Source organism: Methanosarcina sp., assembly GCF_049706645.1.
Classification (GTDB): Archaea; Halobacteriota; Methanosarcinia; order Methanosarcinales; family Methanosarcinaceae; genus Methanosarcina.
The window spans coordinates 51,210-76,924 of record NZ_JBNAKP010000026.1 but is presented as its reverse complement, the minus strand read 5'-3'; the positions used below and the strand labels follow the sequence as shown (position 1 = coordinate 76,924).

Annotated in this window: 16 protein-coding genes and 2 pseudogenes; 14 read left to right on the top strand and 4 right to left on the bottom strand. The window is 43.2% G+C overall.

The window, feature by feature from the left end:
* The first annotated feature begins 188 nt into the window (after positions 1-188).
* The 3 genes from ACPK8D_RS10775 to ACPK8D_RS10765 all read left to right on the top strand — a co-directional run bounded on the left by ACPK8D_RS10775 (position 189) and on the right by ACPK8D_RS10765 (position 5,751).
* Positions 189-2,402 (top strand): PGF-pre-PGF domain-containing protein, encoded by a 2,214-nt coding sequence (locus tag ACPK8D_RS10775; protein ID WP_424717850.1) that lies wholly within the window; start codon positions 189-191, stop codon positions 2,400-2,402.
* Positions 2,403-3,804: 1,402 nt separating this feature from the next.
* The gene (locus tag ACPK8D_RS10770) at positions 3,805-4,170 is read left to right on the top strand and encodes a hypothetical protein (RefSeq protein ID WP_424717849.1); all 366 of its coding nucleotides are present in this window, start codon (positions 3,805-3,807) and stop codon (positions 4,168-4,170) included.
* Positions 4,171-4,191: 21 nt separating this feature from the next.
* A complete protein-coding gene (locus tag ACPK8D_RS10765) occupies positions 4,192-5,751 on the top strand; it encodes a flippase (protein WP_424717848.1) in 1,560 nt (519 codons plus the stop codon).
* A gap of 157 nt (positions 5,752-5,908) precedes the next feature.
* On the opposite strand, the gene ACPK8D_RS10760 is transcribed toward ACPK8D_RS10765, so the two are convergent.
* Positions 5,909-6,265, bottom strand: coding sequence for a DUF488 domain-containing protein (locus tag ACPK8D_RS10760; protein WP_424717847.1), 357 nt, complete (start codon positions 6,263-6,265; stop codon positions 5,909-5,911).
* 335 nt (positions 6,266-6,600) lie between these two features.
* On the opposite strand from ACPK8D_RS10760, the gene ACPK8D_RS10755 reads away from it, so the two are divergent.
* The 3 genes and pseudogenes from ACPK8D_RS10755 to ACPK8D_RS10745 all read left to right on the top strand — a co-directional run.
* On the top strand, positions 6,601-7,431 hold the full coding sequence (locus tag ACPK8D_RS10755) for a YihY/virulence factor BrkB family protein (protein ID WP_424717846.1): 831 nt from the start codon (positions 6,601-6,603) through the stop codon (positions 7,429-7,431).
* A gap of 742 nt (positions 7,432-8,173) precedes the next feature.
* A complete protein-coding gene (locus ACPK8D_RS10750) occupies positions 8,174-11,515 on the top strand; it encodes a cell surface protein (RefSeq protein WP_424717845.1) in 3,342 nt (1,113 codons plus the stop codon).
* A 502-nt stretch (positions 11,516-12,017) separates the two neighbouring features.
* A pseudogene (locus tag ACPK8D_RS10745) lies at positions 12,018-12,386 on the top strand (IS5/IS1182 family transposase); the annotation flags it as partial.
* Positions 12,387-12,519: 133 nt separating this feature from the next.
* Here ACPK8D_RS10745 and ACPK8D_RS10740 read toward each other — a convergent pair.
* Positions 12,520-12,825: pseudogene (locus ACPK8D_RS10740) on the bottom strand (MscL family protein).
* Between the two features lie 358 nt (positions 12,826-13,183).
* Here ACPK8D_RS10740 and ACPK8D_RS10735 point away from each other — a divergent pair.
* Positions 13,184-13,366, top strand: coding sequence for a hypothetical protein (locus ACPK8D_RS10735; protein ID WP_424717844.1), 183 nt, complete (start codon positions 13,184-13,186; stop codon positions 13,364-13,366).
* Positions 13,367-13,484: 118 nt separating this feature from the next.
* Here ACPK8D_RS10735 and ACPK8D_RS10730 read toward each other — a convergent pair whose 3' ends face one another.
* Both ACPK8D_RS10730 and ACPK8D_RS10725 read right to left on the bottom strand, forming a co-directional pair.
* A complete protein-coding gene (locus tag ACPK8D_RS10730; protein WP_424717843.1) occupies positions 13,485-14,765 on the bottom strand; it encodes a hypothetical protein in 1,281 nt (426 codons plus the stop codon).
* 403 nt (positions 14,766-15,168) lie between these two features.
* The gene (locus tag ACPK8D_RS10725) at positions 15,169-15,492 is read right to left on the bottom strand and encodes a cupin domain-containing protein (RefSeq protein ID WP_424717842.1); all 324 of its coding nucleotides are present in this window, start codon (positions 15,490-15,492) and stop codon (positions 15,169-15,171) included.
* A 572-nt stretch (positions 15,493-16,064) separates the two neighbouring features.
* Between ACPK8D_RS10725 and ACPK8D_RS10720 the strand changes: the two genes are divergently transcribed.
* The 7 genes from ACPK8D_RS10720 to ACPK8D_RS10690 all read left to right on the top strand — a co-directional run bounded on the left by ACPK8D_RS10720 (position 16,065) and on the right by ACPK8D_RS10690 (position 25,681).
* A complete protein-coding gene (locus ACPK8D_RS10720; RefSeq protein WP_424717841.1) occupies positions 16,065-16,628 on the top strand; it encodes a GNAT family N-acetyltransferase in 564 nt (187 codons plus the stop codon).
* A gap of 526 nt (positions 16,629-17,154) precedes the next feature.
* Positions 17,155-17,454 (top strand): carboxymuconolactone decarboxylase family protein, encoded by a 300-nt coding sequence (locus ACPK8D_RS10715; RefSeq protein ID WP_424717883.1) that lies wholly within the window; start codon positions 17,155-17,157, stop codon positions 17,452-17,454.
* Positions 17,455-18,666: 1,212 nt separating this feature from the next.
* Positions 18,667-19,662, top strand: a complete 996-nt coding sequence (locus ACPK8D_RS10710) for a trypsin-like serine peptidase (protein WP_424717840.1) — start codon at positions 18,667-18,669, stop codon at positions 19,660-19,662.
* A 203-nt stretch (positions 19,663-19,865) separates the two neighbouring features.
* Positions 19,866-20,141, top strand: coding sequence for a hypothetical protein (locus ACPK8D_RS10705; protein ID WP_424717839.1), 276 nt, complete (start codon positions 19,866-19,868; stop codon positions 20,139-20,141).
* Between the two features lie 366 nt (positions 20,142-20,507).
* The gene (locus ACPK8D_RS10700) at positions 20,508-21,473 is read left to right on the top strand and encodes a hypothetical protein (protein WP_424717838.1); all 966 of its coding nucleotides are present in this window, start codon (positions 20,508-20,510) and stop codon (positions 21,471-21,473) included.
* Positions 21,470-21,733, top strand: coding sequence for a hypothetical protein (locus ACPK8D_RS10695; RefSeq protein WP_424717837.1), 264 nt, complete (start codon positions 21,470-21,472; stop codon positions 21,731-21,733). The genes ACPK8D_RS10700 and ACPK8D_RS10695 overlap by 4 nt, the downstream gene beginning before the upstream one ends.
* 21 nt (positions 21,734-21,754) lie before the next feature.
* Complete coding sequence (locus ACPK8D_RS10690) at positions 21,755-25,681, top strand: RHS repeat domain-containing protein (protein ID WP_424717836.1); 3,927 nt, start codon at positions 21,755-21,757, stop codon at positions 25,679-25,681.
* Positions 25,682-25,715: the final 34 nt, after the last annotated feature.

Here is a 25,715-nt window from a genome sequence, read left to right as displayed (position 1 = left end):
TTAACTTAAGTTGAGTCCTGTTAAATTAATCGAGTCTTTTAATGACCGGATGGTCAATTTACTTCTACTATGTAATCTATGTAATTAGATTAGTATAATTTGTACCAATATACTTATATTACTTTATATGAATTCCCGGTTAACTAATCGAAGTATCACCCATACTTTGAATGTACTGGGGAATCAAATTGAACAGGTTAATCATTTTATTGACAGCTTTTCTTTTCTTAACATTAGGCTCGGGTATTGGAGCTGCGGCTGAGATTTATGTCCAGCCGGGAGATTCAATACAAACCGCAGTGGATAATGCAGTTTCAGGTGATGTGATTATCTTAAAACCCGGAACCTATACCGAGAACATCAAAATAAACAAGGATAACCTCGTAATAAGTTCGGAATCCGGAAATCCTGAGGATACGATAATTACGGCCAGGAGCTCAAGCAACCATGTAATCACCCTGGAGGCTGATAACGTGAAAATTAGCGGGCTTGGGATTACAGGAACAAAAGGCAGCTATACAGGAATTTATCTCTCAGGCTGTAATAACTGCATCATTGAGAACAACAATATTCTGAACAATGGTTATGGAATTTATCTTTTGAATTCAAAAGGAAATACGCTCTCAAATAACAGGGTTACGGATAACGGAGAATACGGAATCTTATTCTCAACCGCCACCAATAACACCGTCTCCGGAAATACGGCTTCGGATAACAAAGGCCGTGGCATCCATATAGGTACTTCCAAAGGCAACACACTTTCAGGCAATACTATGTCTTCAAACGGCGTTTACGGTCTTTTTGTCTGCCCCAAGAGTAACGATAACCTTGTGTATAACAACTACTTCAACAATATCGTCAATGCAGAGATTAGAAACGGGATCGGAAACGCCTACAATACTACAAAGGCAGACGGCTTAAACATTGTCGGTGGGTCCTATCTTGGAGGCAATTTCTGGGCAGAACCTGATGGTACAGGTTTTTCGGAAACTGCAGTCGATGAGGATGGAGACGGAATTGCGGATTCGGCATACAGGCTCGCGAACAGCATCTATTCTGACGAGTTGCCTCTTATCGAGGCATCCGGGCCGCAGCAGCCCGTACTTCCGGCAGCAAATTTCGAAATGGATAATAACAGTGGTCCTGCTCCTCTTTCTGTCCGGTTTACCGACCTTTCCGAAAATGCCGTTTCGTGGAGCTGGGACTTCGAAAGTGACGGAAACATTGACTCCACTGATGAAAATCCGGTTTACGTGTTTACGGTGCCCGGGACTTATACCGTTACCCTCAGCGTCACAAATGAAAATGGAGCAGCTTCAAAAACGGCAGCATTAACAGTTATACAGCCAACAGCTATACAGCCTGTTGAAAGTGATTCTGCAAACAATGTAACCGGGAATAACGAAACCGATGAAAATGCCGCCAGTGTGAATGGAAGTAACGGCAACGTGACCGGAGAGAGCGGAACCGACAACAATACAGTCGGAAACTCCGGAGAGGTTACTCCTGAAAATACCGAAACTGAGGGCAGTTCAGGAGATAATGCAGCCGAAAATAGTGGAACAGGCGGCGACGAAGCCGAGGATTACAGTCAAACTGGGGACAGCGGAGATGGAGACGGTGAAGATGGAGACAGTGAAGATGGAGATCGCGGAAGCAGCCGCAGCAGCAGTGGAAGCGGCGGTGGCGGAGGTGCAGGTGGCTCCCCCGAACCTGCAAGAAACGTAGAGACCAGGGAGATTTCAGAGACCTTCGTTACAGACGACAAAGAGGTAAAGTTTGATCTCAGAAATAATGCAACCTGCGTTCTTTATTTGACTTTCGATTCAAAAAAGACCGTGGGTAAGACAAGCGCCATAGTCGAGATGTTAAAAGCAAAATCCTCACTTGTTTCAGAGCCTCCTTCGGATGAGGTCTACAGGTATTTCAATATATGGGTTGGAAACGGGGGATATGCAACTTCAACCAATATCGAAAACCCGGTTATATGCTTCAAGGTTGAAAAGGCCTGGATGCAGGATAAGAATATCAATAAGAGTTCTATCACCCTTAACAGGTATAACGCCGGGAAATGGGAACAGTTGCCAGTAAGTCTTTCAGAAGAAGACAACAGCTTCCTCTATTTTACAGCACGGACGTCGGAATTCTCATTCTTTGCAATAACCGGTAAGAATGAAGCCCAGGAAACTCCGGTTGACGATTCGGAAATTAATTCACAGCCGGATTCACAGCCTGGGTCGGAGGCAGTCGGCCTTAACAAAGAAAAACCTGGTGCATTAAACAACTCGAATGTTGAAATCGCACTTGAGAGAAAAGCAAGTGCACCAGGGTTTGAAACCGTTTACGGGGTTATTTCCCTGCTTGCCCTGTTCCTGTACAGAAGAGTAAAACCAGGAAATTAAGTAAGAACAACAAAGGGATTAAGTAAGAACAACAATGGAATTAAGTAAAAAATAATAAGGGAATTAAGCAAGAGAAACAACCAAATTCGGTAAAAACAACAACCGAATTAAACAGAAATAAGAACAGGATCAAATAAAAGAGACTAAAATCAAATAGAAGTGATAAAAATCCAATAAAAGAAACAAAAATGAGGGGTTTAAAACCTTCATTTATCTTTTCTGTGTGTTTTTGCGGGGTTAAGTTGAAGAATACCTGTATATTTTACTACCTGTCACATACTGTATATTTTACTACCCGTCGCCTGGGAATACGCTTATTTACCGGTTATTAATGAATAAGTATTAATATAAGATTATTATTATAATAATTCCCGTGGGGGGTAATGCAAAGAAATTTTCGGGAAAAATAAAAGATTATTACAATGATCAATAATGATATTTCGAAAGTCCCGTTCGATTTATCTATCCTCGGAAATGACTTCTCTACCCTGCCTGCGTGCGAATAATCTCAGCAAAAATCTCCTCTGAACCAGGATTATTCCTGATTCATTCTGTCAGGATTATTCCTGATCGAATAAAAGAAATTAGGATTGTCCGGAATGGGCAAGTCGGATTTTCCGGTTATATCAGACCACTTTGAAGACTTATTTCCTGAATTTGAGGTATTTCATTGGCCTGAAATTGTTTCAGATTAATAGCTTCAAAAGTCGAGAACTGACATCCAGCCAGAGCTTTGACAGGAGACATATCAAATGAGTTTTCCTTCAGGCAGCCAGCTTACCTCATAATGATAAGTCAGGGATTATTCCGAAAAGCTTTTATATCTAGTCGAGGAGGTACTCCATAGAAATCTTGGGGGAAGCCTGAAAAATATTTAAAAAGTCATTTCCTTCAAGTTTCAGAAAAAACTGCATAATCCGGAATTCGCTTTGCCACCACCTGGATGGCTAAGTTGGTTACGAACGCTTGTAGAGTTAAAACGGAAAAAGGCTCAATGAGTTCGTACGCGGATCTATGCGTACAAAAACAAATTCCCTGCTTCGAAAAGCGGACAAGAAGTCTGTTGAATTCGGAAGCGAATCATAATTACACACAAGGCGGGTAAAACCCAGACCTGCCTTCCATAACCCAACCCTGAATCTTACCCAGGATTCACCCCATAATTCATAGAGGTCCTACCCGGGATCCAACCCAAAACCCAACCTGTGATCCAACAGGGGTCCTCCCGGATTCACCCAAAATCCAGCTCGAATATTCGGCACCCAACCGAGGATTAACCCAAGATCTGCATTCGAGCCAGTTCGGGACCCAGCCAGGACTCAACCCATGATCCAACCTGGAAATTGACCCTGGATCCAGTCAACGATTACCTCCGATCCAACCCTAAAGGTCGTAAGAAATCATGCAGCTTATCAGGAAACCCTACATAGACCTTGTCTTGAAAGTTCACAGCGGGGCAGCCAGACAAGAAGTTGAGCAAAAAGACAGATTTACAGACAGACTTAAAACTCACAGCTGTTTAAAGGAATTTGAGACAGCAAACTTTGAAACCCGAAACCCTAAAATGAGATTTTTCATTCCATCCAGTACCAGTTCCCTATCTGGTAATACCTGTAAGGTTGAAGAGCAAGGCTTAGCTTTTCTGCAAATTTCAAAGAAAAGCCTCCCGGACTTTAACCTGCGGCTGACTGAGAACCGTTTACAAGCAGTCACTGGTAAGGCAACCGAATGTTGCTTCTGCCCGTTGACCCCGGAAGTCGGGAACTAACCTCGATAAAACGGAGTTAGCATGTCAGTTAACGACTCGGTCAACCGGATAGTGGCAGGTTCCGGCGTAATACTTGCAGGAACCTTCATCGGAATGCTTCTCGACATCATTACCAAAAAAGTACTCACATCACATCTCTCGCCAGCTGACTTTGGCACGTACTCCCTTGCACTTACCGTAATCTCAATTACAGGTGCAATCGCGACCCTTGGGCTCAACGAAGGAGTGCCAAGATATATTGCGTTCTTCCGGGGCAGGCACGAGGAACAGAAGATACATGAATTGATAATCTCAGCCATGCTTATGGGCTTGATTGCAGGTTTGCTTGCAATTCTCGTCTCTCCTTCCCTGTTCCATAGTCTGGCCGGAAATGGCTTTGACGCACAGGGCAAAATCCTGTCCGTTGTGAAGATCCTGATCTTTGCAGTTCCGTTCACAATACTCCTTAACCTGACAGTAGCGATCTACAGAGGATTCGACCGTACCAGTGTTAACATGTATTTCTATAACATAATAAGGCCGGTATCCCTGCTCGGATTTGCTTTAGGTGCCGTATTAGTCGGGGTTTCCCTGAAAGGAATTGTGCTTGCGGATCTGCTTTCAATGGTCCTTACCTTCAGTATAATGTCCGTGTACTTCATAAAGAAGCCGCCAATCAAGAAGACAACCAAGCGGGAACGGAGAATTAAATTCAGCGAGCCAACCAGACAACTGATAAGATACTCGTTTCCGCTTTTGATAACCGCAACCCTGCTCAACCTCATGAGCTGGATAGACACAATAATGCTCGGTTACTTTAAGCCGGCTGAAGTAGTTGGGGTTTACAACGCAGTATACCCTCTTGTAGGATTCCTGTCCCTGGTAATAGCTTCCATGGGCTATGTGTATGTTCCCGTAACAGCCAGACTCTGGGGTCAAAACAATACCGTGCCCCTTGGCTCAATCTATGCGGTAATGACCAAATGGTGCTTCCTGCTCACATTCCCGCTCTTTGCATTGATCTTCGTGTACCCTGAGTACTTTATTACGAAACTCTACGGAGCGGAATATGTAAGTGGCGCCACGGCCCTGCGGATCCTTGCCCTGGGATTCATAACAAATTCATACTTCGGATTTAACTACCATACGCTGTTAGCCTCCGGGGACTCAGACTTCCTGATGAAGTGCTCGGTAGCAAGTGCAGGCATTAATGCCGTCGTCAACTTCATGCTTATACCTGAGTATGGCATGGTAGGTGCAGCTATAGGAACTGCGGTATCCTATGCATCAATCGAAGTCTCGATGACTTTAAGAGCCTGGAGGAAGCAGAAAATGCACCCGTTCACCTCAATGTACAGGAAATTGACCTGCATTGTTGTCTTAGTGGTCGGAGCCATGCTCGCAGCCAAGAATGCGCATCTGCTTACCGGAGCAACCTGGGAATACGCAGTCTTCATAGTCGGGTATTTCATGCTTGTCCACCGGGCAAAAGTTCTGGACAGCACTGAGATTAAAATGCTTGGCGAGATCCGGAAGGCTATCAGGTGCAACATCAGCCTCCGTATCCCCCAGGCAATCAAAACCCTTGCATTAATAATTTGATTCCCGTGCAGGGAAAGCCGGGAGCCCTCTTCTTGAAGGCTCCATCAACTCTTTTTTACAGTTTTCAGTAAAAATTTTATATTTAGCATCAAAAGACTATTCAAAAAGAGTTAAAACGGAGCTTTCCTGCTTTTATATTCGATTCGGGCTTTCAAAGCTACTGTCTTTCTAATCGGGATTCCAGATATTCCTTCAGAACTGTAGCGTTATTTAAAGTCTTATCTTTTGCAGCATAGAGCAGGGTCAGATCGGTTTTTCTCGCTCTTTCGAGGAGCTCATATACATATTCTTCTTTTTGCTCCAATTCTTTAAGGTAGCATTTCCTGAATTCCTCCCATTTTTCGGGATCATGGGAAAACCATTTTCTGAGCCTATCCTCAGGAGCTATTTCCTTCATCCAGAGATCAAGCCCTGCTTCACTTTTCCTGAGTCCCCTGGGCCAGAGCCTATCCACAAGTACTCTTAATCCGTCCTGATCGGACGGCTGTTCGTAAACTCTTTTTACTCTAATCAACGGCTACCCTTCTTAACCATTTTATCCCGCTTACCAGTTTACTCCTCTTAACCGGTTAATACTCTTTAAGTACGCCTTAGTCTTTTATATCCATTTTTAATTCAATTCTTATTCCTGTCTTTTCGGTTTTATTCGGGCTATTCGCCTCTCTTGCATAGCTTTCTACTTTTATCTACGCTAACGGCTGCGTTTTATTTGCCGCATCAGGCTTCCATTATCCCGGTATCCACCTATAAGTCGTTTTTGTTCATTTCTGCGAAAAAAACCCGAGTCTCGCAAAAATTTAATAAGAGCTATTTAATAAAAGCGCAATACATTATATATCGGGGGAAAACATGAGCCTGGGGTACGTAAGAAATCTGGTTACCAGAACAATGAAGGAATGGATGGAAGATGATGCAATGACTTACAGCGCTGCGCTGGCATTCTATTTTATATTGAGTCTTCCTGCACTCATGTTATTTTCAGTATCTATAGGCAGTATTTTTTTGATGTCGGAAAGCGTTCAGGAGAACATACTCAGTTACCTCGAGGGGGTTATAGACGAGGCAATAACAAATATGATAATTTTACTTTTCGAACGCATTCCGGAACTCGGCTCCCTGTCAATAAGCGCATTACTCGGTCTTATCCTGCTGCTCTGGAGTGCAAGTAATATTTTCAGGCAATTGAAGAATTTCCTTGAGCGAGCCTGGGGTGTCAAGCCTGCCGAAGCCAGTACTATCAAGGACTTTGTAAAGAACGCCTTAGTGTCTTTTGTTATTGTTATTTTCTTTGGAGGGCTGCTCGTACTGAGCATACTTGTTGAAGGCCTTGTTTATACGGTTTCAAGATATTTTCAGGATTATTTGCCTTTTTCACCTGCCATTGCGGATTATGCAGGTTCCATCGCCAGTTTCCTGATCCTTGTGCTATTTTTTACCCTTGTGTATAAACTGCTTCCGGACGCAAGTTTTGATTTGAAATCAATTTTTGTAGGGTCCCTGGTAACAGTAACCCTGATAACGATCGGAAAATATGCCATGGGGCTTTATTTCCTGTACGCCAACCCCGTAAGTCTCTATGGAGCAATAGGGTCGATTGTAGGGTTATTTCTTCTGATCTATTACTCTTCGATTATGATTACGATCGGTGCGGAGTTTACAAAAGTTTATTCTGAATCATAAAATGCCTGCTCCTGTAAAATTGGTTAATTTATTCCGGATCCAGAAAGGAATCTTTTAGTTTTCTCTCCCTGCGGCGCACGGGGCTGAAGCCGGCCTGCCAGTCAGGTAAAAACAACCGGCAAAAAGATACTGATTGCGATTATAAGAAATCAAATAACATGGGAAAAATCCCCCGGCTGAGACAACACTCCCTTAACCGAGGAGACCTTTTTTAATTTAAACTGTATAGGACGCCTCCGTCAGCCTGTCTGGAGACCCTTCAAAAAAGAAGTAAAAAAGAGACTTGAAAAAGAATGCTTTTAATGTGTATCTAATCCGTCTTGTTTGTACTCGTACCGGTTTTTTCTATCGTTTTTAATTTGTTCTGTTTATGCCACTTTTACTTTCCGGCTCGCATTTCTGGCCTTTTCTTATTTCTCTGCAAGACCGCTCTCCTTCGTCGAGTGTGACAGAAATCTAAGTTTCAAATATTTTGAAATTAATGCACAGGGTAGCCACAATAATGCTAATTGCTGTAAAAAAATGACGTATATTTCATATTTTAGATAATTAATGGTTATAATTAATAATAAGTTATTCGATTTTATTTCAAATCAGAATACATATATTCTTTTATAGAAAGTAACTGTGAAAAACTTTTTTTCTGCAATTTTATTTCGGTACGCGAATGTAGAAATAACTGGATTCTTGAATAAATCAAATCAGGGTTAAAAAATTCATTTTAAATTAGGGGTAAAATAAGATGAAAATAAACAAAAGAACGGCAATCTGTTTTGGGATATTTTTTGTTTTATTTCTGATGACCGTAGGGAACGCGGCCGCAGTACAGGAGGAGGGAACGGAAACTCAGATCACTATCGATAACTCAAGACAATCAAATCCCGATATCTACGAAGATAGGATAGTCTGGATCGATTGGCGTAATGGAAACGCAGATATTTACATGTATGACCTCTCCACTTCCACTGAAACTCAGATCACCAACAATGAAGCAGACCAGCTTAACCCCGATATCTATGGGGACAGAATAGTCTGGCAGGACAGTCGAAATGGAAAATCGGATATATACATGTTCAATGTTTCCACTTCCAAAGAAACCCGGATAACCACAAGCGGATCCGTGTATTATGGGTCTGAAATCTACGGAGATCGGATAGTCTGGATGGATAAGCGCAATTCCGGGAGTGTTCCTGATGATGGCTTCGGAGGATTTGACGTCTACATGTACGATTTGTCCACTAAGAAGGAAACTCGAATAACCAAAAGCACAATACCAGATAATCCCGATTTGAATGTTTTTGTAGATATTGACGACAATAAGATAGTTTGGGGCCCTGACATGGATGGCTCTAACATTTCTGTATATGATCTCTCGACTGGCAGGCAAGAAAATGTAAGTTCAGCCTTACAATTATATAATATTGCTTTCTCGGGTAACAGAATAGTAGGAACAAATAATCGGGAAGGACGGGAAGGAGTCGTCAATATGTACGATCTCTCCACTGCCACGGAAACTAAAATAACTGCCGACTTTTCAGCTTACGGAGGTCCCGATATCTCCGGAAACAGGATAGTGTGGCCAGATCATCGCAATAGTGACTATCCTCCTGATTCTGGATCTGGATTAGACCTCTATATGTACGATCTCTCCACTTCCACGGAAACTCAGATTACTACCAGTAAATCAGTAGCATGGTCTACTCCCAGCATCTACGGAGACAGGGTAGTGTGGTGTGATGAGCGCAACGGAAATGGGGATATCTACATGTTTACCCTTGCTTCGGATGAGGTTCCGCCTCAGGACAACAATGAGACCGATGAGGGCAATGGAACAGGCAATGAAACTGAGGGTATGGAAACTCGGATCACTACCAATACCTCAAGCCAGTTGAATCCCGACATCTATGGTGAACGGATTGTATGGCAGGATGGCCGTAATGGGAGCGGAGAATACTGGAACCCCACTGGAAACTGGGATATCTACATGTATGATACTTTCACTTCCACGGAAACCCGGATAACCACCAATGAATCACTTCAGATCAATCCTGCTATCTACGGAGATAAGATCGTGTGGCAGGATGACCGTAATGGAAACTCGGATATCTACATGTACAATCTTTCCAGTTCCACCGAAACTCAGATCACCACCAATGATTCAAATCAGATGTGGCCTGCTATTTACGGGGACAGAATAGTCTGGGTTGATAACCGGAATGGATCCGAGATCTACATGTACGATATCTCCACTTCTCAGGAAACTCAGATTTCTACCCGAGGATTAGTAGATTCTGGATCAGAGAGCTCTGGCCCTGATATTTACAATGATAGAATAGTGTGGCAGGAATCTTATGAATCCGACTTTAGCACCCACCGTCTCGTCATGTATGACCTTTCCACTCAACAGGAAACTCAGATCGCCGAAAATTACCTATTCATGCCATATCCGGGTTTTTATGCTTTTGCTATTCACGGTGATGAGATAGTGTATAATTATTTCCCTAGCGATGACAGTGGTATTATCGAGACGTATAATCTATCCACTCAACAAACAACTGGGATTGGCGGCGTAATATCAGCAAGTCCTGATGTATACGGTGACAGAATAGTGTGGGTGGAAACATCATGGGAGGGTGATTACGATGCATATCCTGACTATTACTATAATATCTACATGTATAACCTTTCCACCCAACAGGAAATTCAGGCCTCCACTAGCGGAACAGCGCACGATCCTGCGATTTACGGAGACCGAATAGTGTGGCAGGATGACCGTAATGGAAACCTTGATATCTACATGTTTATCCTTGCATCGGATGAGGTGCCAGCTCCTTATGACAATGAGACGGATGAGGGCAATGAAACAGATGATGATACTGAGGTTCCTGACAACAACTCTGATGACGATGATGATACAGGAGCAGACAATGATACCGAGGTTCCAGACAATTGTTCTTCGGAATTAACGCCACTTGATAATATACAGGCTCTCAAGGAATATGTGGAATGTACATACAGATGCCATGAAAAGACAAAAACAGAGCTGGCCTCCCTCCTTGATACCTCAATGTGCTTCTGTGAAAATGGTGAGGATGAAAAAGCCGTTTCCATGCTTGAGTCCTTTATTCATCTCGCTGAAAGAATGAAAGAATGCAAGCAAATTTCAGTTGATGAAGCGGATTATATGGTCAGGGAAGCAAAGAAAATTATCGACCAGATGGATGAAGGAGATGAAACAGGTAATGAATGTGAGGTTCCAGACAATGAATCAGATACGGGAACAGCCAATGTAACTGAAGAAGTCTGTGATGAAACCAAGCCAGTCTGTGAAGAAACAAAACCAGTTTGTAAGCCAGTCTGCGAAGAAACCAAACCGGTCTGTGAAGAAACTAAACCAGTTTATAAACCAGCCTGTGAAGAAACAAAACCAGTTTGTAAACCAGTCTGTAATTACATTGAAGAAGTAAGTGAAGACGCTGAAGAGGTAGGTGAAGAGAAAGAAGTAAGTGAAGACGCTGAAGAGGTAAGTGAAGAGAAAGAAGTAAGTTCGAATACTGAAAAAGCAGTTTCTGTACCTGTAAAGAAAGAAGTCGTGGCTGAAGTAGTTGCTGAACCTGTAAAGAAAGAAGAAGCAAACCTGAACACTGAAAAATTAAGTGAAGAGAGAGAAATAAGTGAAGAGAAAGAAGTAAATGAAGAGAAAAAGGTAAGTGAGGATAAAGAAGTAAGTGAAGATAAAGAAGTAAGCTCGAATACTGGAAAAGCGGTTTCTGAATCTGTAAAGAAAGAAGAAATCATGACTGAAGCAGTTTCTGAACCTGAAAAAGCAGTTTTTGAACCTGTAAAGAAAGAAGAAGTAAGCCTGAACACTGAAAAAGCAAGTGAAGATAAAGAAGTAAGCTCGAATACTGAAAAAGCAGTTTCTGAACCTGTAAAAAAAGAAGAAGTCGTGGCTGAAGCAATTTCTGAACCTGTAAAGAAAGAAGAAGTAAGCCTGAATACTGAAAAATTAAGTGAAGATAAAGAAATAAATGAAGATAAAGAAATAAGTGAAGATAATATCAACCAGAAAGAGGCAAATTAAGGGTGAGGATTGAAGTTAACACTATCAGGAGGTGATAACTAAAAACCAGTGACCTCTGTATTCAATCATCATTTTTTCTTTTTTGATCTATTAAAACCAGTTTCCCGGAATCTTACTCAAAAACTGAAGGAACTTCAGGAAACAATCTTCATTTCTTTTTTTAGCTTGAATTAGAGAGCAGAACGATTAATGAAAATAAGACTGAGAGCGAAGGACTGGAAACCGAACAGCATATTAAACCGGAAAAAAGCCCAAGCATGCCTGGCTTTGAAATGATTTACGGAATAGCTTGCAAGTTCGCATTATTCCTGTGTAAAAGGAATAGGGTCCTCTTAAACTCACTATCAAACTGAAGATTATTTCTCTTTTTTTTCACTAATTGAAATTAATACTGGCTTCCCAAAAAAAGTACATTTTATTTTCTGCCTGAATCCAGATTCAGGTCATAAAAAACCTTAAATTTTATTGAGGAGTACGTACAATCCTCCTCTGGCGATATATTATGAAAGCTCCGCTTATACCACTAAACGAAGATTTCAGATGGAAATTGTTATCGGAAATATTAAACGTTTTTGATTTGAGATCTTGCAGACAAATCCTTACAAAGAGAGGCATCCTGCCCCTCCAAAAGTCAGTGCCTGCTATTAAAATTGTGCTCAGGAGCATGTTTTTTTCCTGTGAAATCTCCTGTGCTATTAGGGAATTAAAAGAAAGAGAAAGCCTGAGAAACTTTTTAAAAATAAGTTCGGTACCCACTGAAAAGAAAATTTATGGAATTCGTAGTCAGTATAAACCCGAACAGTACTGATTTTGTTTTTAAATTATTGAATGATTCATGCCCTAAAGAAAAAGTGGATCAAGAGGCATTATAGATGGGCATCCCAGGCCAGAAATGTTATGAATCGGGAGCCATAATAAATAAAAGAAAAAGCAAGAAAAAGCTTAATTGCTTAACTTTATCGCTTAACTTTAAGGTCAGGTTTTATCGGTTAAATTATTCTATTTTACTTTTTCTCTACTTTTTCCTCTTTAAGAACCTTTTTTGCAACGAGAAAAACCACAAATGCAATAATAATGAAGTTTATTAATTCTGCCACAAAAGGTCCCCAGCCTATAACTACAGGCCCCAGTTCTATGGTTGCTGTTCTCTAGGCTCCGCCGGGGATAAAAGGCGTAATTAACGGCATGATTACATTATCCACAAGCGATTTTATAAGAGCTGTGGATGCAATACCCATAATGAAGGCGATAGCAAGCGGGATTACCTTATATTCATAAAGGAAATCTTTAAATTCACCTAGAAGCCCCATTTAGTCCTCCTATTAACGGATATACCTGAAATGAGCAGATATATTAAATTAATAGAGATACTTCAATTGTTAATTAAGCTCTTAAAAATATGAGAAACATTATTCAGGATTACAGGTAAAAAAACTGCCATCGGATACTGATTAAAGAAATTTAATAGAAAGAACCACCGTTCAGCTCGAAAAATTCCCACAGGACCCTGGTTAATCCGGGTCTATCCCAAGATTTTGCTGTAAATTTCCGGGAAACACAGGCCAGCAAAACAGTATCCAGTTAATAAAATAAAAAGGAAAGCTGCAAAGGAATCTTTTTCAGGAGTTTCCTTCACATATTCGGATTCCCGGGCTCTATGTGCCTTGCATGGGTCTTAAAGCTGACCAATCCGGGATAAACCGGCGCAATGCAAACCTTTTCACAAGCCTTTTCAAAAACGGCTTGATCGCAAACCTTTTCAAAAACGGCTTGATCGCAAACCTTTTCAAAAAAGGTTTGATCGAAAACGGAATTGTCGGCGTGATCAAACGGCGAAATGGTTGTGTTTGATAAATATTTCTAATCCCGAAGCCCTATCCGGCGTGATAAACCGGCCCAACGGTTTCGGCCCGACGGTTTCAGGCCAACGGTTTCGGCCCAACGATGCGGGATAAAGCGACGGACTGCTTCAATGCCAGCGCTCCATATGCCTTGAATGGGTTTCAAGGTAGGCTCCCTTCTCATAGAAGTGGTCATAGAAGTCAAGGTCCAGGTGCTGGGCCTGAAGATAGGGCATAACAAGGATGCTCGGAACTGTGCCAGGGAATTTCCCGAAACGGTCGTAAATGTACTGGGCCTGCAAAGCAACGCAAGCCTTGAATTCGTCGTTGTGGCGCCTGGCCCTGCTCCGTACTGTCCGTGTATCTTTGTAATAGCCTGGTGTTTCAGGATTGAAAGGGCCGTCTGGACCGAACTTCCTTTCAGTGAGGGCATCTACGGCCTGGCGCATATTCGTGTAATGAGGAGGCGTATAGCCCTCAAACACGCCCGGAAGCCCGGTGGGGTTGGGAAGGGCCCAGCGTTCATCCGTGTCGTACCTGAAGCCAAGGCCAGGCACGTCAGGTTTTCCGCTAGCTCCGAGAACGGAAAAAGGATCCATGCCATTAAACATCCAGCCGCCAAGCCCCATTGCCTGCAGCATAAGCATTCCTGCATAGCAGGCGATTGAAAGTTCTGCAGTGGCTTCTGAGAACGACCACAGTTCAAGAAAGCTCAAAGGCAAGGGGTTTTCGATATCAACAAGCTTGCTGAATTCCTCAAGCCCTTCTATCTTTTCCCCATGTAAGTCATCAAAAAAACAAACCCCATTCTGCGTATAATAACAGAGCCCGGCAAGCACATGCTGGGCAAGGTCGGCAACGGGAATAATCAGGGTCGTGCCCGGCTGGTTAACTACCCAGGTATTGTGGGCTTCAACATACGGAGTTTCAGGAGGAATCTTCAACCTTCCCTCCGCAATTTTTCGAATCCTTGCCCTGTGAGCTTTGAATAATTCTTCGGTATCGAAAGTTCCGCCCTTCGAACGTCTGGACAGTTCGGGAGCATCGCGGGTCTCAAAGAAGTAAACTCCTGTATCGTCCGTGAAAAAGAGTTCGCTTGTATGGAAGCCGGCAGCCGATGGAAAAGTACGCCCTCCTGCAGTGCAGGCGTAGTTGGAAAGGTCAGGTGCATATCTTTCCCCGCGCATAATCAGGTTATGCCAGCCAGTATTGCCTGCTGCTGCCGAAAGCACCAGCAGTTGCTCCTGCTCGGTCAGAGGCAAGGGATCATGCTTCGATTTATACTTGAAATAGCCGTCCGGAATCGAAGCCCCCAGAAAGAAACGGCGTGCCCTTCTGCCGAAAAGTGCATCTACAAACTTGAAGTCAAGAACATCCTTAAAACCAGGTGGAATATTTTCTCTATCCATATCTAACTCCCCATTATAGAGATTTGTAAAAACAGATATAAGACCTATGGCTCCGAAATATTAGAAGGAAGTTTCAGAAAGGGAAGTTCCAGAAGGGAAGTTTCAAAAAAGAAGTTTCGCATATTTAAATGAAAATCCCATAGGTTTAAATCCAGATCGAAAGGTCAGGCTAAACTGAAATATAACGAGGAATCTAAAGAAATTGAAAAATCGGCCTGCAATATCAAGTATGGCCAATATATATCGGATGCCAGGCTCGGATACAGGCAAGCTCAAAAGATAATTTTCATATGGGGATGTCTCATCCGAATTTAACAGGTGCTGACAATTCTGCAATTTAAGAAAAAAGTGCCATTACCGCCTGACTGAAACAGTATTGTTTCACATCCTTATCTCTTCTGGGTTACCTCATATACTCGTCTCTTCTCGGTGAGAATACCTCGATAGCTACGGAGTCCTCCAGAATTTCAACACCGTGAGCTACGCCGCCCGGAATAGTCCAGGAGTCCCCGGGTTCCACTTCAAAAGTATCTTCCCCGATGGTCAGAACAATTTTCCCTGAAAGCAGATAACCGGTCTGTTCATGAATATGGTCGTGGGTTGGAAGGACACTGCCCCTTTTCAGAAAAAATTCACTCATCAGAGTCTTTTCCCCATATACCATAGCTTTCATCTCAATTCCGGGAAGGACTTCCCTGTAGCCGTTTGCCTCATTCTTGCAGAACATAATACCCTCAAGTCTTCTCTTACTACCAGATCTATGCAAAATAAACAGAATAAATCCGGGCAGATTATATCTTTATATTATTTTTCTACTACTTCAGGATTTTTGTGATCAACTTGAGATTTAAGATCGAACTGCAAATTCAATATTTGATCTCTGGTTTAATAGAAAAATCTGTAAAATAGTTATAGTAAATTTGGTTTTATCTTACACGATCCGCACAAAGTTCGACATAATAGAATTATAACAATAATTTTATATATTATTAGCGAATATTAGTATATAGGGCATCTGATAAACGCTTTTCTCATACACCCAACCAGTTTTATACCCCCCACAATCCCAAACTACTCCTAATATCAGATGCCTGCTCCCCTCAATCTATTAATATCTCGAATCCTTCTAATCTTTTTAATTTCCTGTCTTTTTAATTTTTTTTTCGTTGCCTATATCTCGAATAAATTCTCTAATTTCAATTACCTACTAGTGTACTACCAGTTTAAAGATCACAAATCTAAAGTTGTCTTAAATCCTTCATCAAAAAGATTATGTAAAAGTAACTCCAAATCCGATACATGCCTTTTATCTTATCCCCAATCAATACCGAACGTTTACACCTGTTTCCTGCCACTGCGAAGTTGTATCTTCTGGAATTGCACGACCGCCCGACGTTTGCTTCAACACTCAGCGCCCATGTTCCCGACGAATGGCCGCCTGACCAGATAACTTCTGAAGTAATCGAAGAATTTATCGGTCGAATCCAGGCCAGAGAACGGAGAATCTGGAGTTTTTACTGGATTCTCCGTCAGAAAGGTGCTGAACAACCGGTTTTAATAGGAAGCGGAGGATTTCTTGCCCACAAGAACGGGACGCTTGAAATAGGCTATTCTTTGCTTGCCGGCTATCACGGCAGGGGATATGCGACCGAGGCCGTTCGGTCAATGGTGCAGTGGGCTTCTTCAAGCCTTAAAAGAGACAGTATTATAGCTTATACATACCCCCATCTAAAAGCCTCAATTCGGGTCCTGGAAAAGAATGGCTTCCTTTTAAAGGGAAAGGGCCCGGAAGAAGGGACAATAGCTTACGAATTTTTAAATCAAAATGAAAATTCTATCACGGCTCCAGAGAAATTAAGATAGAAGAGATTTTTACAGAAAAAAATTTGAGTACTTCGAGAAATCCCCACAAAACTGCGGTATAAACCTAATTTTATATATTTATAAGTATTATATTAAGCTGGGCATCTGTAAATTCTCTTTTTAAACACCCCACCTTTTCATCTCCGTTCCTCCTTTCCATAGACAGATGCCTTTTTATCCTAAAAACTTCTCGAATTCATACATGAAAAAAGTATGCTATGAAAACTCCTTCTTTATCGCCTCCCCCTTTCCTTTTCCTGCTTTATCCTATCCATTTCTCCCTTGATCTAATTCCTTTCTCTGTCTTTGATCTACTCCCCTTTTCTTTCCTTTCTTTTTGTTTGATCTACTCCCCTTTTCTTTCCTTTCCTCTTTCCCCCTCTGTCTTCCTTCTCTCACCTTTCTTTCCTTTTCTGTATTCTTCGATTACTTGGGGAAGGCTTTAAAATTGGTTGAGAGGTATAGTAATTAAAAACGGGATAGACAATAAAATCAAAACTTCCTGAAGAGAAAAGGAGATGGTACACTGACAGAAAATCCATTACAGGTTATTGTGGATCAGGACCCTGACTTATTTACGCTGCTCGAAAGTACACGCGAACTTGCTTTTGTGGAGAATGGGATTCCCCTTAAGTACAAGTTCCTGCTTGCAATGGCCCTGGATGCAGCCAATGGTGCGGTAAACGGAGTAAAGTTCCTTGCAATTCAGGCTATGCAGGCAGGGGCAACAAAAGAAGAGATAATGCAGGCAGTAAGGATAACTCAATACATTTTCGGAGCTGGAGCCGTTTATACAGCCTCAGAGGCCCTTAAGGATATTCTATAAGCGTTATAAAAGTATCAAAAACCGCAACAGGTATCGATTGTATTATTCCGCCTTACTCATATTGAATATTTCATCCGGTTTTGTCCTATTAATCCTGGTATGAAGTAAAAAACTACAGTTATATTATTTTATATGTAATCAAAAAATATATTCTACAGGATTTAGGGCGCCTGAAAAACTTTTTTTCTCAACAGATATCCCAAACTCATATCTAACTGTACTAAATCCCGGAATCAGATGCCCCAATTTCCCTCCTGAAACTCCTGACCTCCTGATTTTCCTGACCTTATTATATCCTGATCGTCCAGTAACTTTTTGTATTCCATTTTTTGGAACTAATTCTTTAAAAGTATTACTTTAGAACTGATAATTCTAAAAGAAATTCTTATAACAAGATTACTGTCCACAGCTATCTAAAATACTCATCAGTAATTAAAATAAGTTTATGATAAAAATAAAGAGGCAAGAGTAAGACATATAGGTTCATTTGATTTGTTAAATAGGTTCATTTTTTATTAAACAGGTTCATTTTTTGTTAAATAGGTTAATTCAATTTGTTAAGTATGAATATTGCTTAAAAAGCACAGAGTTAGCAACAAAATTATTATTTTTTTTGCATTCAATACCTGCCGTCAGGCATACTATATGCAATCGTGAATATAGGTTCTAAACACATTTTCTCTGATAATTTATAGTATTACTACATTTATATTAGTATCTTATTTAAGCAGAGAGACAAAACACTGTCAGTAAAAATCAATAAAAAATAATTCGTCCGCCAGAGCAAGACACGTATCTGCCGAAAATAGGATACATAATATTTCAGAAAAATTCAGGAACTTCAAAAAATCAGCCGGGCAGTAGTTGTTGCCGGATTATATTTTGAATCTTTAAAGCGAGAATTTAAATCGAGAACGGTCACTTCGGCCGGTCAAAACAAACCTGATATCCAATAAACAGGCCTGAAAGATGTAATAATTCACGGCGCTGACCAGTTAAGCAAAAATTGAGGCTGTGAAAAGGGGGGGGTTGAAGCCTGATTCTGGTCGCGGCTGATCAGCAGCGTACCGGCTGTAATCCTTAGCTTTAGCGCTACAGGATGTCTAAGATAACGAGCCAATCCCGGAAATCAAGAAACTAACCCTGAAAACGGTCAATGACCAGGAATAGAATGGATTCCGCGATAAACTCGACACCAGGAGGGGGTTTAATATGGAGAATATTCAGAAACTGAAAGAAATGCCTGTTAATGAACTGTTGCAGGAATTAAGAGCCCGTGAAGCAAAAACCGGAGAAACTACTCTGACTGTGTCTGCAGAGCCAAGTGAAGGTCTCCGGGCGTTCGACGACGCAACCATTGTTAAAGTTCTTAAAGACAAGCAGAAAGTAATTTATGACAGGGATGACCGTGTGGACGTGTGCGATCTTCCCAGCGGGCCGGATCTGGATGATGTGGACAGTGTAGTTGCCCTTTTCAGAGCTTCGAAAGTGGTTGATAACGGGGATGGCACCTCTGAGTTGCGAATCAATAACTTTGGTGCAGCTCAGAACCTGTGCGAGGGAGAGCGCTTCAGAAATCAGCCAACCGGGGCTTTTTGTTCCGGATTTCTCGTTGCACCAGATATCATAGCCACGGCTGGGCACTGTGTGAATGCCGATAATGTAACAAATGTTTGTTTCGTTTTTGGATTCCGGATGCGCGATTCGGAAACTGCGGAAACAACCATTAACAATTCGGAAATCTACCGTGGTGCAGAGCTTATAGGTCGAGAGGAGGTAGGAAACGGGCCGGACTGGGCACTCGTACGCATTGACCGCCCGGTAACTAACCATCGTATTGTCCGGATCAGGCGGGATGGGAAAATCAGTGAAACTAAAACCCTGCACGTGATCGGGCATCCTAGCGGCTTGCCTACGAAATTTGCAGGTGGGGCCTCGGTTCGTAAAAACGAGGAAGATGCGTTTTTTATAGCAAATCTCGATACTTACGGAGGTAATTCGGGGTCACCGGTTTTCAACAGCGAAACGCATGAGGTTGAAGGCATTCTTGTGCGGGGCGAAACTGACTTCGTAAGACAGGGCACCTGCAGCGTGTCCCTCGTTTGCCCGAGTACGGGATGCCGGGGAGAGGACTGTACCCGGACTACCGAGTTTCAGCGACTTGTCCCTGAGCCGTCATCCCTCCGTGAACAGCCCGTTCCGCGCTGAGGAAAGCGGCTCTGCCATCACATCATCCATAATGTTTGAGAGGCAGGCAACCGATAAGGATTGTTGATTTGCTGATCCTGCAGTCAGATTGACACCATGTTCAGTCTTCTCTTTGAGGGTTAGACTGGCAAGGTGTCACTCTCTATAGCTGTGACTATAGCCGTGATTAACTTATAATCGTCAAATGAACAGAAGCGTTTACTATGTCATCCTCAACTCTTGATTTTGAGGCTTTTGAAAAAAAAACAGCCTCGACGATTGACAATGCCAGGTCTCTTGACGAGATCGAAGCCTGGCTCAGGTCGCAGCAAGGGGTAAGGTCCGTGCAACTGGCCGATTATCTCATGAAATCCAACCCACCGCAGCGCGAATTTCTGGTAGAATTCAATATGCAGGACAGTTCAACGGTCAGGAAGATTATTAATATTTTTGACCTGGGCAACCAGCAATTTGAATTCCACGAGCTGCGTGACGAATAATACAGCAGGTCGGTCACAACACTTTCTGAATGGGCTCTTAATTAAATTACGCCCTGGAAAAATAGAAGCTCCGACCACTGGCTGTACGCTACATCTCGTTCGCAAAGTGTTACCAAAAAACACTCTGATGCATAGAATCCACTTTTTGAACAGACATTCCAGACAGTCGTGAGTATAGGTTCTAAGTATATTTTCTTCAGTAATTTTATATTACTACATTTATAACATTTTGTATCGGGCAGATTGACAAAACACTGTCAGTAAAAACATTAAAACTAAGTTATCCATTGGAAGCAGGGCCCACGTACGTACAGACTCAATGTGGTGATGGGGGACTCAATATTCTTTTGAATTTTTAAAATGAGAATGAATCACTTCAGCGAGTCAAAAAACTTTAAATTCAGCAAGTGGGTCCAGCGAACGCATTTAAAACGTGCCGCCTTCAGGGCTGCCGTTAGCAGGCAATATCAATATGTGTTCGCAATGAATAGCAGCAGGAGCGAAAGAACAATGATGGAACGTTCTCCAGGCACATACGGCCCTGAATTCTTAGAGCCCGGCTTCAAAGAAAATGGAAGTTACTTTGACGCAGGTCTTCAGGTGAATGTAAATCCCTATGGTGGGAACCTGACGATTTCCGCAAAAGATGTTTCAATACCGAGTCAGGGAAAATTCGAACTTGCTTTTACTCGCACATTTAATAGCAACAGTCTCTATTTACCGGGCATGGGTATCTCAAATCAAGCTGATTCTCCTCTCGGTGAAGGCTGGGTAGGTCACTACGGAATCCTCTGGGCAGCAGGTACCCCTCTTCCTGGAGGTGGACCGGTTCCTCATCCGGAATTTGTGGATAGCAGCGGCGCAAGGCATCGGTTCTATCGGCATGACCTCCTTAACACAGAGATACCGATTAGTAGCCCGGGCAATAATGACGAATGGATCTCCGCGTCAATGGAAATCCTGCTAAAAATTGATAATGACACTTACGAGCTGTTGACCCCGAATGGTCTTAAGTACACACTGGAGCGGTTGTATACCACGGATACCTCCACAACACCGCCTCAGAGTATACTGCGCTATTTCTACTTCGTGACAACTCAAGTTAGTGATTGCTACGGCAACACGTGGGAAATTGTCTATGAAGAAGATATCACGCCATATTTCGAGCATCCGCTGGTTCAGTCTATTAATGATGGCTTCGGACGTACCCTGAATTTCGAGTATGACACTGATCAGCTTGGAAAGAGACGGCTCTATAAAGTCAGATTTAATGGTAAGTCAGGTAAGATTCTTGCCGAATATGACTACGAACCTTCCGGCACGCACGCTTGAAGGAACATCAGACAGGTGAAGGGCGTGTCACTACGTACACAAACGATTTTGCCCCTGCATCGAATTCCGCTGGAACGGTTATCAGCGCGATAACTCAGATCGAGTATCCAACAGGTGGCGTAACAAAGATCAATTATGATCTTAAACAAATTTTCTATCAATCAGGTGTCCAGACATTTGCGTATGCTGTGAAACGCATTGAGAAAGGCGGTCATATCTGGGATTACGAGTACCTGAACACCGGGCCAAGCTCGCCCTAGAACAATGAGTTCAAAGTCCGGGTGACAACAACCGATTTAGAAAACACCTACACCTACTACACATACGGTTCGTCGGCGGTGTGGAATTCCCAGCTCTGGAAAGTAGGGATACTTATCAATAGTGAGGAGAGATTCAGAGCCGGAATGACCTGGACGGAGACCGAAAAAACGTGGGACTATGCTCCCTTTGAAGTTTCAATGGAACCTCAAGCGGCTAACTCGTCATCTATGGTTTCGTCACCACGCCTGTTAAGCGAGATCGTTGATCAGGATGGCCACAGCCTGACTACGACCTATCCAGACGCAATGTATGACGGTCTCAACTTTCCAAAACTAATTAACCGGCCTGGAAACGTAACTGAGGAGTTCGAATATCAGCACGTTAAAAGCGGAACTGGCGGAGCGAATCCAAAATATATACTCGGCTTGAGAGAGAGCGAAACGGTGAGTATTGCCGGCAGTATTGTCAAGAAAACCACTCAAGACTATCCGAACACAGGGGCGATTGTCCCCAGTTATGCACGTTTTTACCATACTGAAAATAATTATCTCCAAGTTGACAACGAGTACTACTGGACGAATGGATACGCAGGTTCGCTCAGGTCAATCTCTTATGGCGGATATTCAGAGAGCTATGAATATGAGAACGGAGTCGTGAAGAAGCTCGAATATCCAGGGGGACCTAATATCGAGCGTATTATCAATCGAAATGGGACGATCAAGGAGGAAACGCGCAATGGCGTCAAAAAATCCTTCACCTGGGACAATGACTTTCGCTTGACCCTCGTGCAGGCACCTGATACGGATAATGCCGTCATTGACTACGACGATAGAAACAATATTGTAACTCTAACACAAGGGTCGAGTGAGATTAAGCTCACGCATGACGAGTGGGGCAGGCTCATCGAGAGGAAGGAGAAGGTGGAAGGGAGCCAGTATGCCGTTCATACCTACAGTAATTTTGACGCTTTTGACCGGCCTATGCAGGAAATTACTCGAACAGGTGCAACGTACAGCCTCGCTTATGATGTGCATGGGAGGTTAAGATCGCGGAGTGCACCAGGAGATGAGCATGAGTACGCATATGTCACAAGCGATGGAAGTGTAAAAACAACAGAAACCCTCAACGGATCAGTTGTTATCGAGCGTGAGGTTGATCATTTTGGTCGCATTCTTATGGGTTCTACAAATGGGAATCAGGTAAATTACAGCTATACCTCAGTGAGCGACGGGATCGAGCAAACAATTACCTTTTCTCAGGGGCAGGCGCAACGTACTATTGTGCAAAATTTTCTTAATAATAAGGTATCAGAAACGCACCCTGAGACAGGTTCCATTAATTACGAGTACACCCCTGAATTATGGTTAAAACGGGTCACTCGGCCTGGAATGGACTACACCTTTATGCATGACGGGCGTGGGCGAGTGAAAGAGATGAAACTCACTGGCGGTGCAACTGTATCTACTCGAGACTATGACCCGACTTTTGGATTCATATCACAGACTGAGCACAACGGAGTTATTGTCGGGTATTCAGATCCTGATAGAGCAGGGAGACCACAGAAAATAAAATTGTCAGTGCCAAGGCCGCTCCCCACTCCCCATGTTACCCATCCCCTGGGGTACCTTGATCCGGCTTCTCTCTTTAAAGATGCGTTTATCTGGGAAGCTGTTAAGGACGCCGATGGAAACCTCGCTGACAGTTATGACTTTGAACTCTGGGAAGGGGCGTGGTCTCCTCTGGTAGCCCCACCAGGAAGCAATCAGTATCCTCCAAGGTTGCTTTATCGGGGAGAAATCCGGGATATAAAAATACCTTTCTCCGACATCGCCTTCATCCCGGCCGGAGATCAATGGTACTGGTTTAGAGTCCGGGCGAAAAAGGCTAATGGTGAGATCGGTCCTTTCTGCAGACCTCATTCGTTTGTCGTAGGCACCCCATTCACTGTCAGTGAGAAGCTCGGCGCTATTCCAATTAAACCGGAAGGATTGCCGCCGGAGGTAGATCAACTACCTCGTCCTGAGACCGGCGATGACGCTGTCGATCCGATTGGAGATGAAGACATTTTTATACCTCCCAGGCCCCAGCCAACGACGTCATATGCTGTGTTTGTACTGGAGCTTGAGTACGATGGTCTCGGGCGAGTTTCGGGTGTGAAGCATCCGGATGAAGACCTTACCGGCATTATAGGAAACTGGCAGAAGTACGGTTTCAACAATCAGGCAAGTCACAAAAGGGTCGAATACGGAGGTAATCCGATTGTTAGTGATACCTCTTATTGGGATAGTGGGCTGTCTAGCAAAATGCAGATGCTAATGCTGGATTCACGTTTCTCACAGATCGGCAGCTTTGAGGTAGACCGTTCTTATGACTCACTGGGCAGGATTAAGTCCCACTCCGTCAAGATGAATGAAGAGTCAGTGATCTATAGCGCATCACAGATCGAATATTATGACGATGGCTATGGGCATATAAAATCCCTAACCCGCAACGATCCTGGCCTTCAGAGTACAGTAGGGTATACCTATGACCCACGGGGGCTTCTCGAAACTCTCACAATCGGCAGTGCAGTTAATACATATGTCTATGATAACGCAGGAAATCTCACTGACCGCACCGGGCTCAGTGTCCTTGGGCTTACTGCTACTGACATCAATAACAATCCTGTACCTGCAAGCCTTTACCTATCTGCTTTTAGCGGAGTCAGTTATAACAATGCTAATCAGCGTATCGGATGGGGTTATGATCTGGACGGTCGATTGATACTGGATGATCAGTGGGGGTACATTTATACATACCTTGATCAGATTGCAGGCGTACTCGACCCTGTAGCAGGATGGTCAAAGGCACATTACCTCTACGATGCAGATGGCAATCGTGTACGTGAAGTCCATGGCCATCAGGTTGTATACTCGATACGTCTTCCCAATGGGCAACTGATTAGCCAGGAGACGCAGTTTCAGTCGTATGACTGGACCGGAGTTAAGCACGATTTTGTTTACCATAACAGTATACCCATTGCACAGATTCGCTATGGAAAAAACATTGAATATGAGTTTCGGGACCGGCTTGGGAATCCGGTGGTAGCTATTCAGTGGCCCTGGGTGAAATACTACGAGTACGCACCTTATGGACACCAGATGCGAACAGAGATCATCTACAACTTGATGGAGCTTGAGTTTGCCAGCCATGAAAGGGACAGATATACCGAACGCGACTACATGATGGCACGTTATTATGACTCCTTTGCCGGGAGATTCAATCGACCTGACCCAGCCTTTGATTTCGATGAGACGAATCTTATGAGTTTCTATCTCTATAGCTATGCACTCGGAAATCCAGTCAGCTTCGTCGATCCAGATGGTCGTGTGCCGGTTCCAGTGATTACTGGTGCTATTGGCGCTGGAGCAGGATTCGTTGGATCTGTAGTTGGTCAAAGCATAAGCAAAGGTTTTAACAACGTTGATTGGGGAGATGCTTTTATCGCCGGAGGATCGGGGGCAGTTGCAGGAGCTCTTGCACCATTCGTTGCCACTAAACTTACAGGCGCTGTTCTCCTTGGCTCCAGTGCTAACATCGCTCAATATATTGTAACTCAGCTTTCAAACGATGAGTTGATCACATTGGAGGGGATTGCTATCAATGCAGGGACAGGCGCTCTGGCTGGTTTAACTGGAGGGGCATTTTCTAAACCAAGCGGTATCCTTTTCGAAACAAGCTCAATTCATGCCACCAGTACTTTTCGTGCCATTGGCAATCAGCTCAATAGAGAAGCCGCAATCAAAGCAAATGCAGGGGTTTCAAATTTTGTCCGAAGTGCGCTAGCTGGCATTACTTCAAACACCGATCCACGGGATCTTCCAAAGCTTATCCCCAATCTCACCTCTGGGTTAAGTCCAGCCGAAAAGGCAAGCTTATTGGAACATGGTCGTGGCCTGATCCATTAAAGATCAAAGGGAAAGCAAAACAGGTCGCGATGGC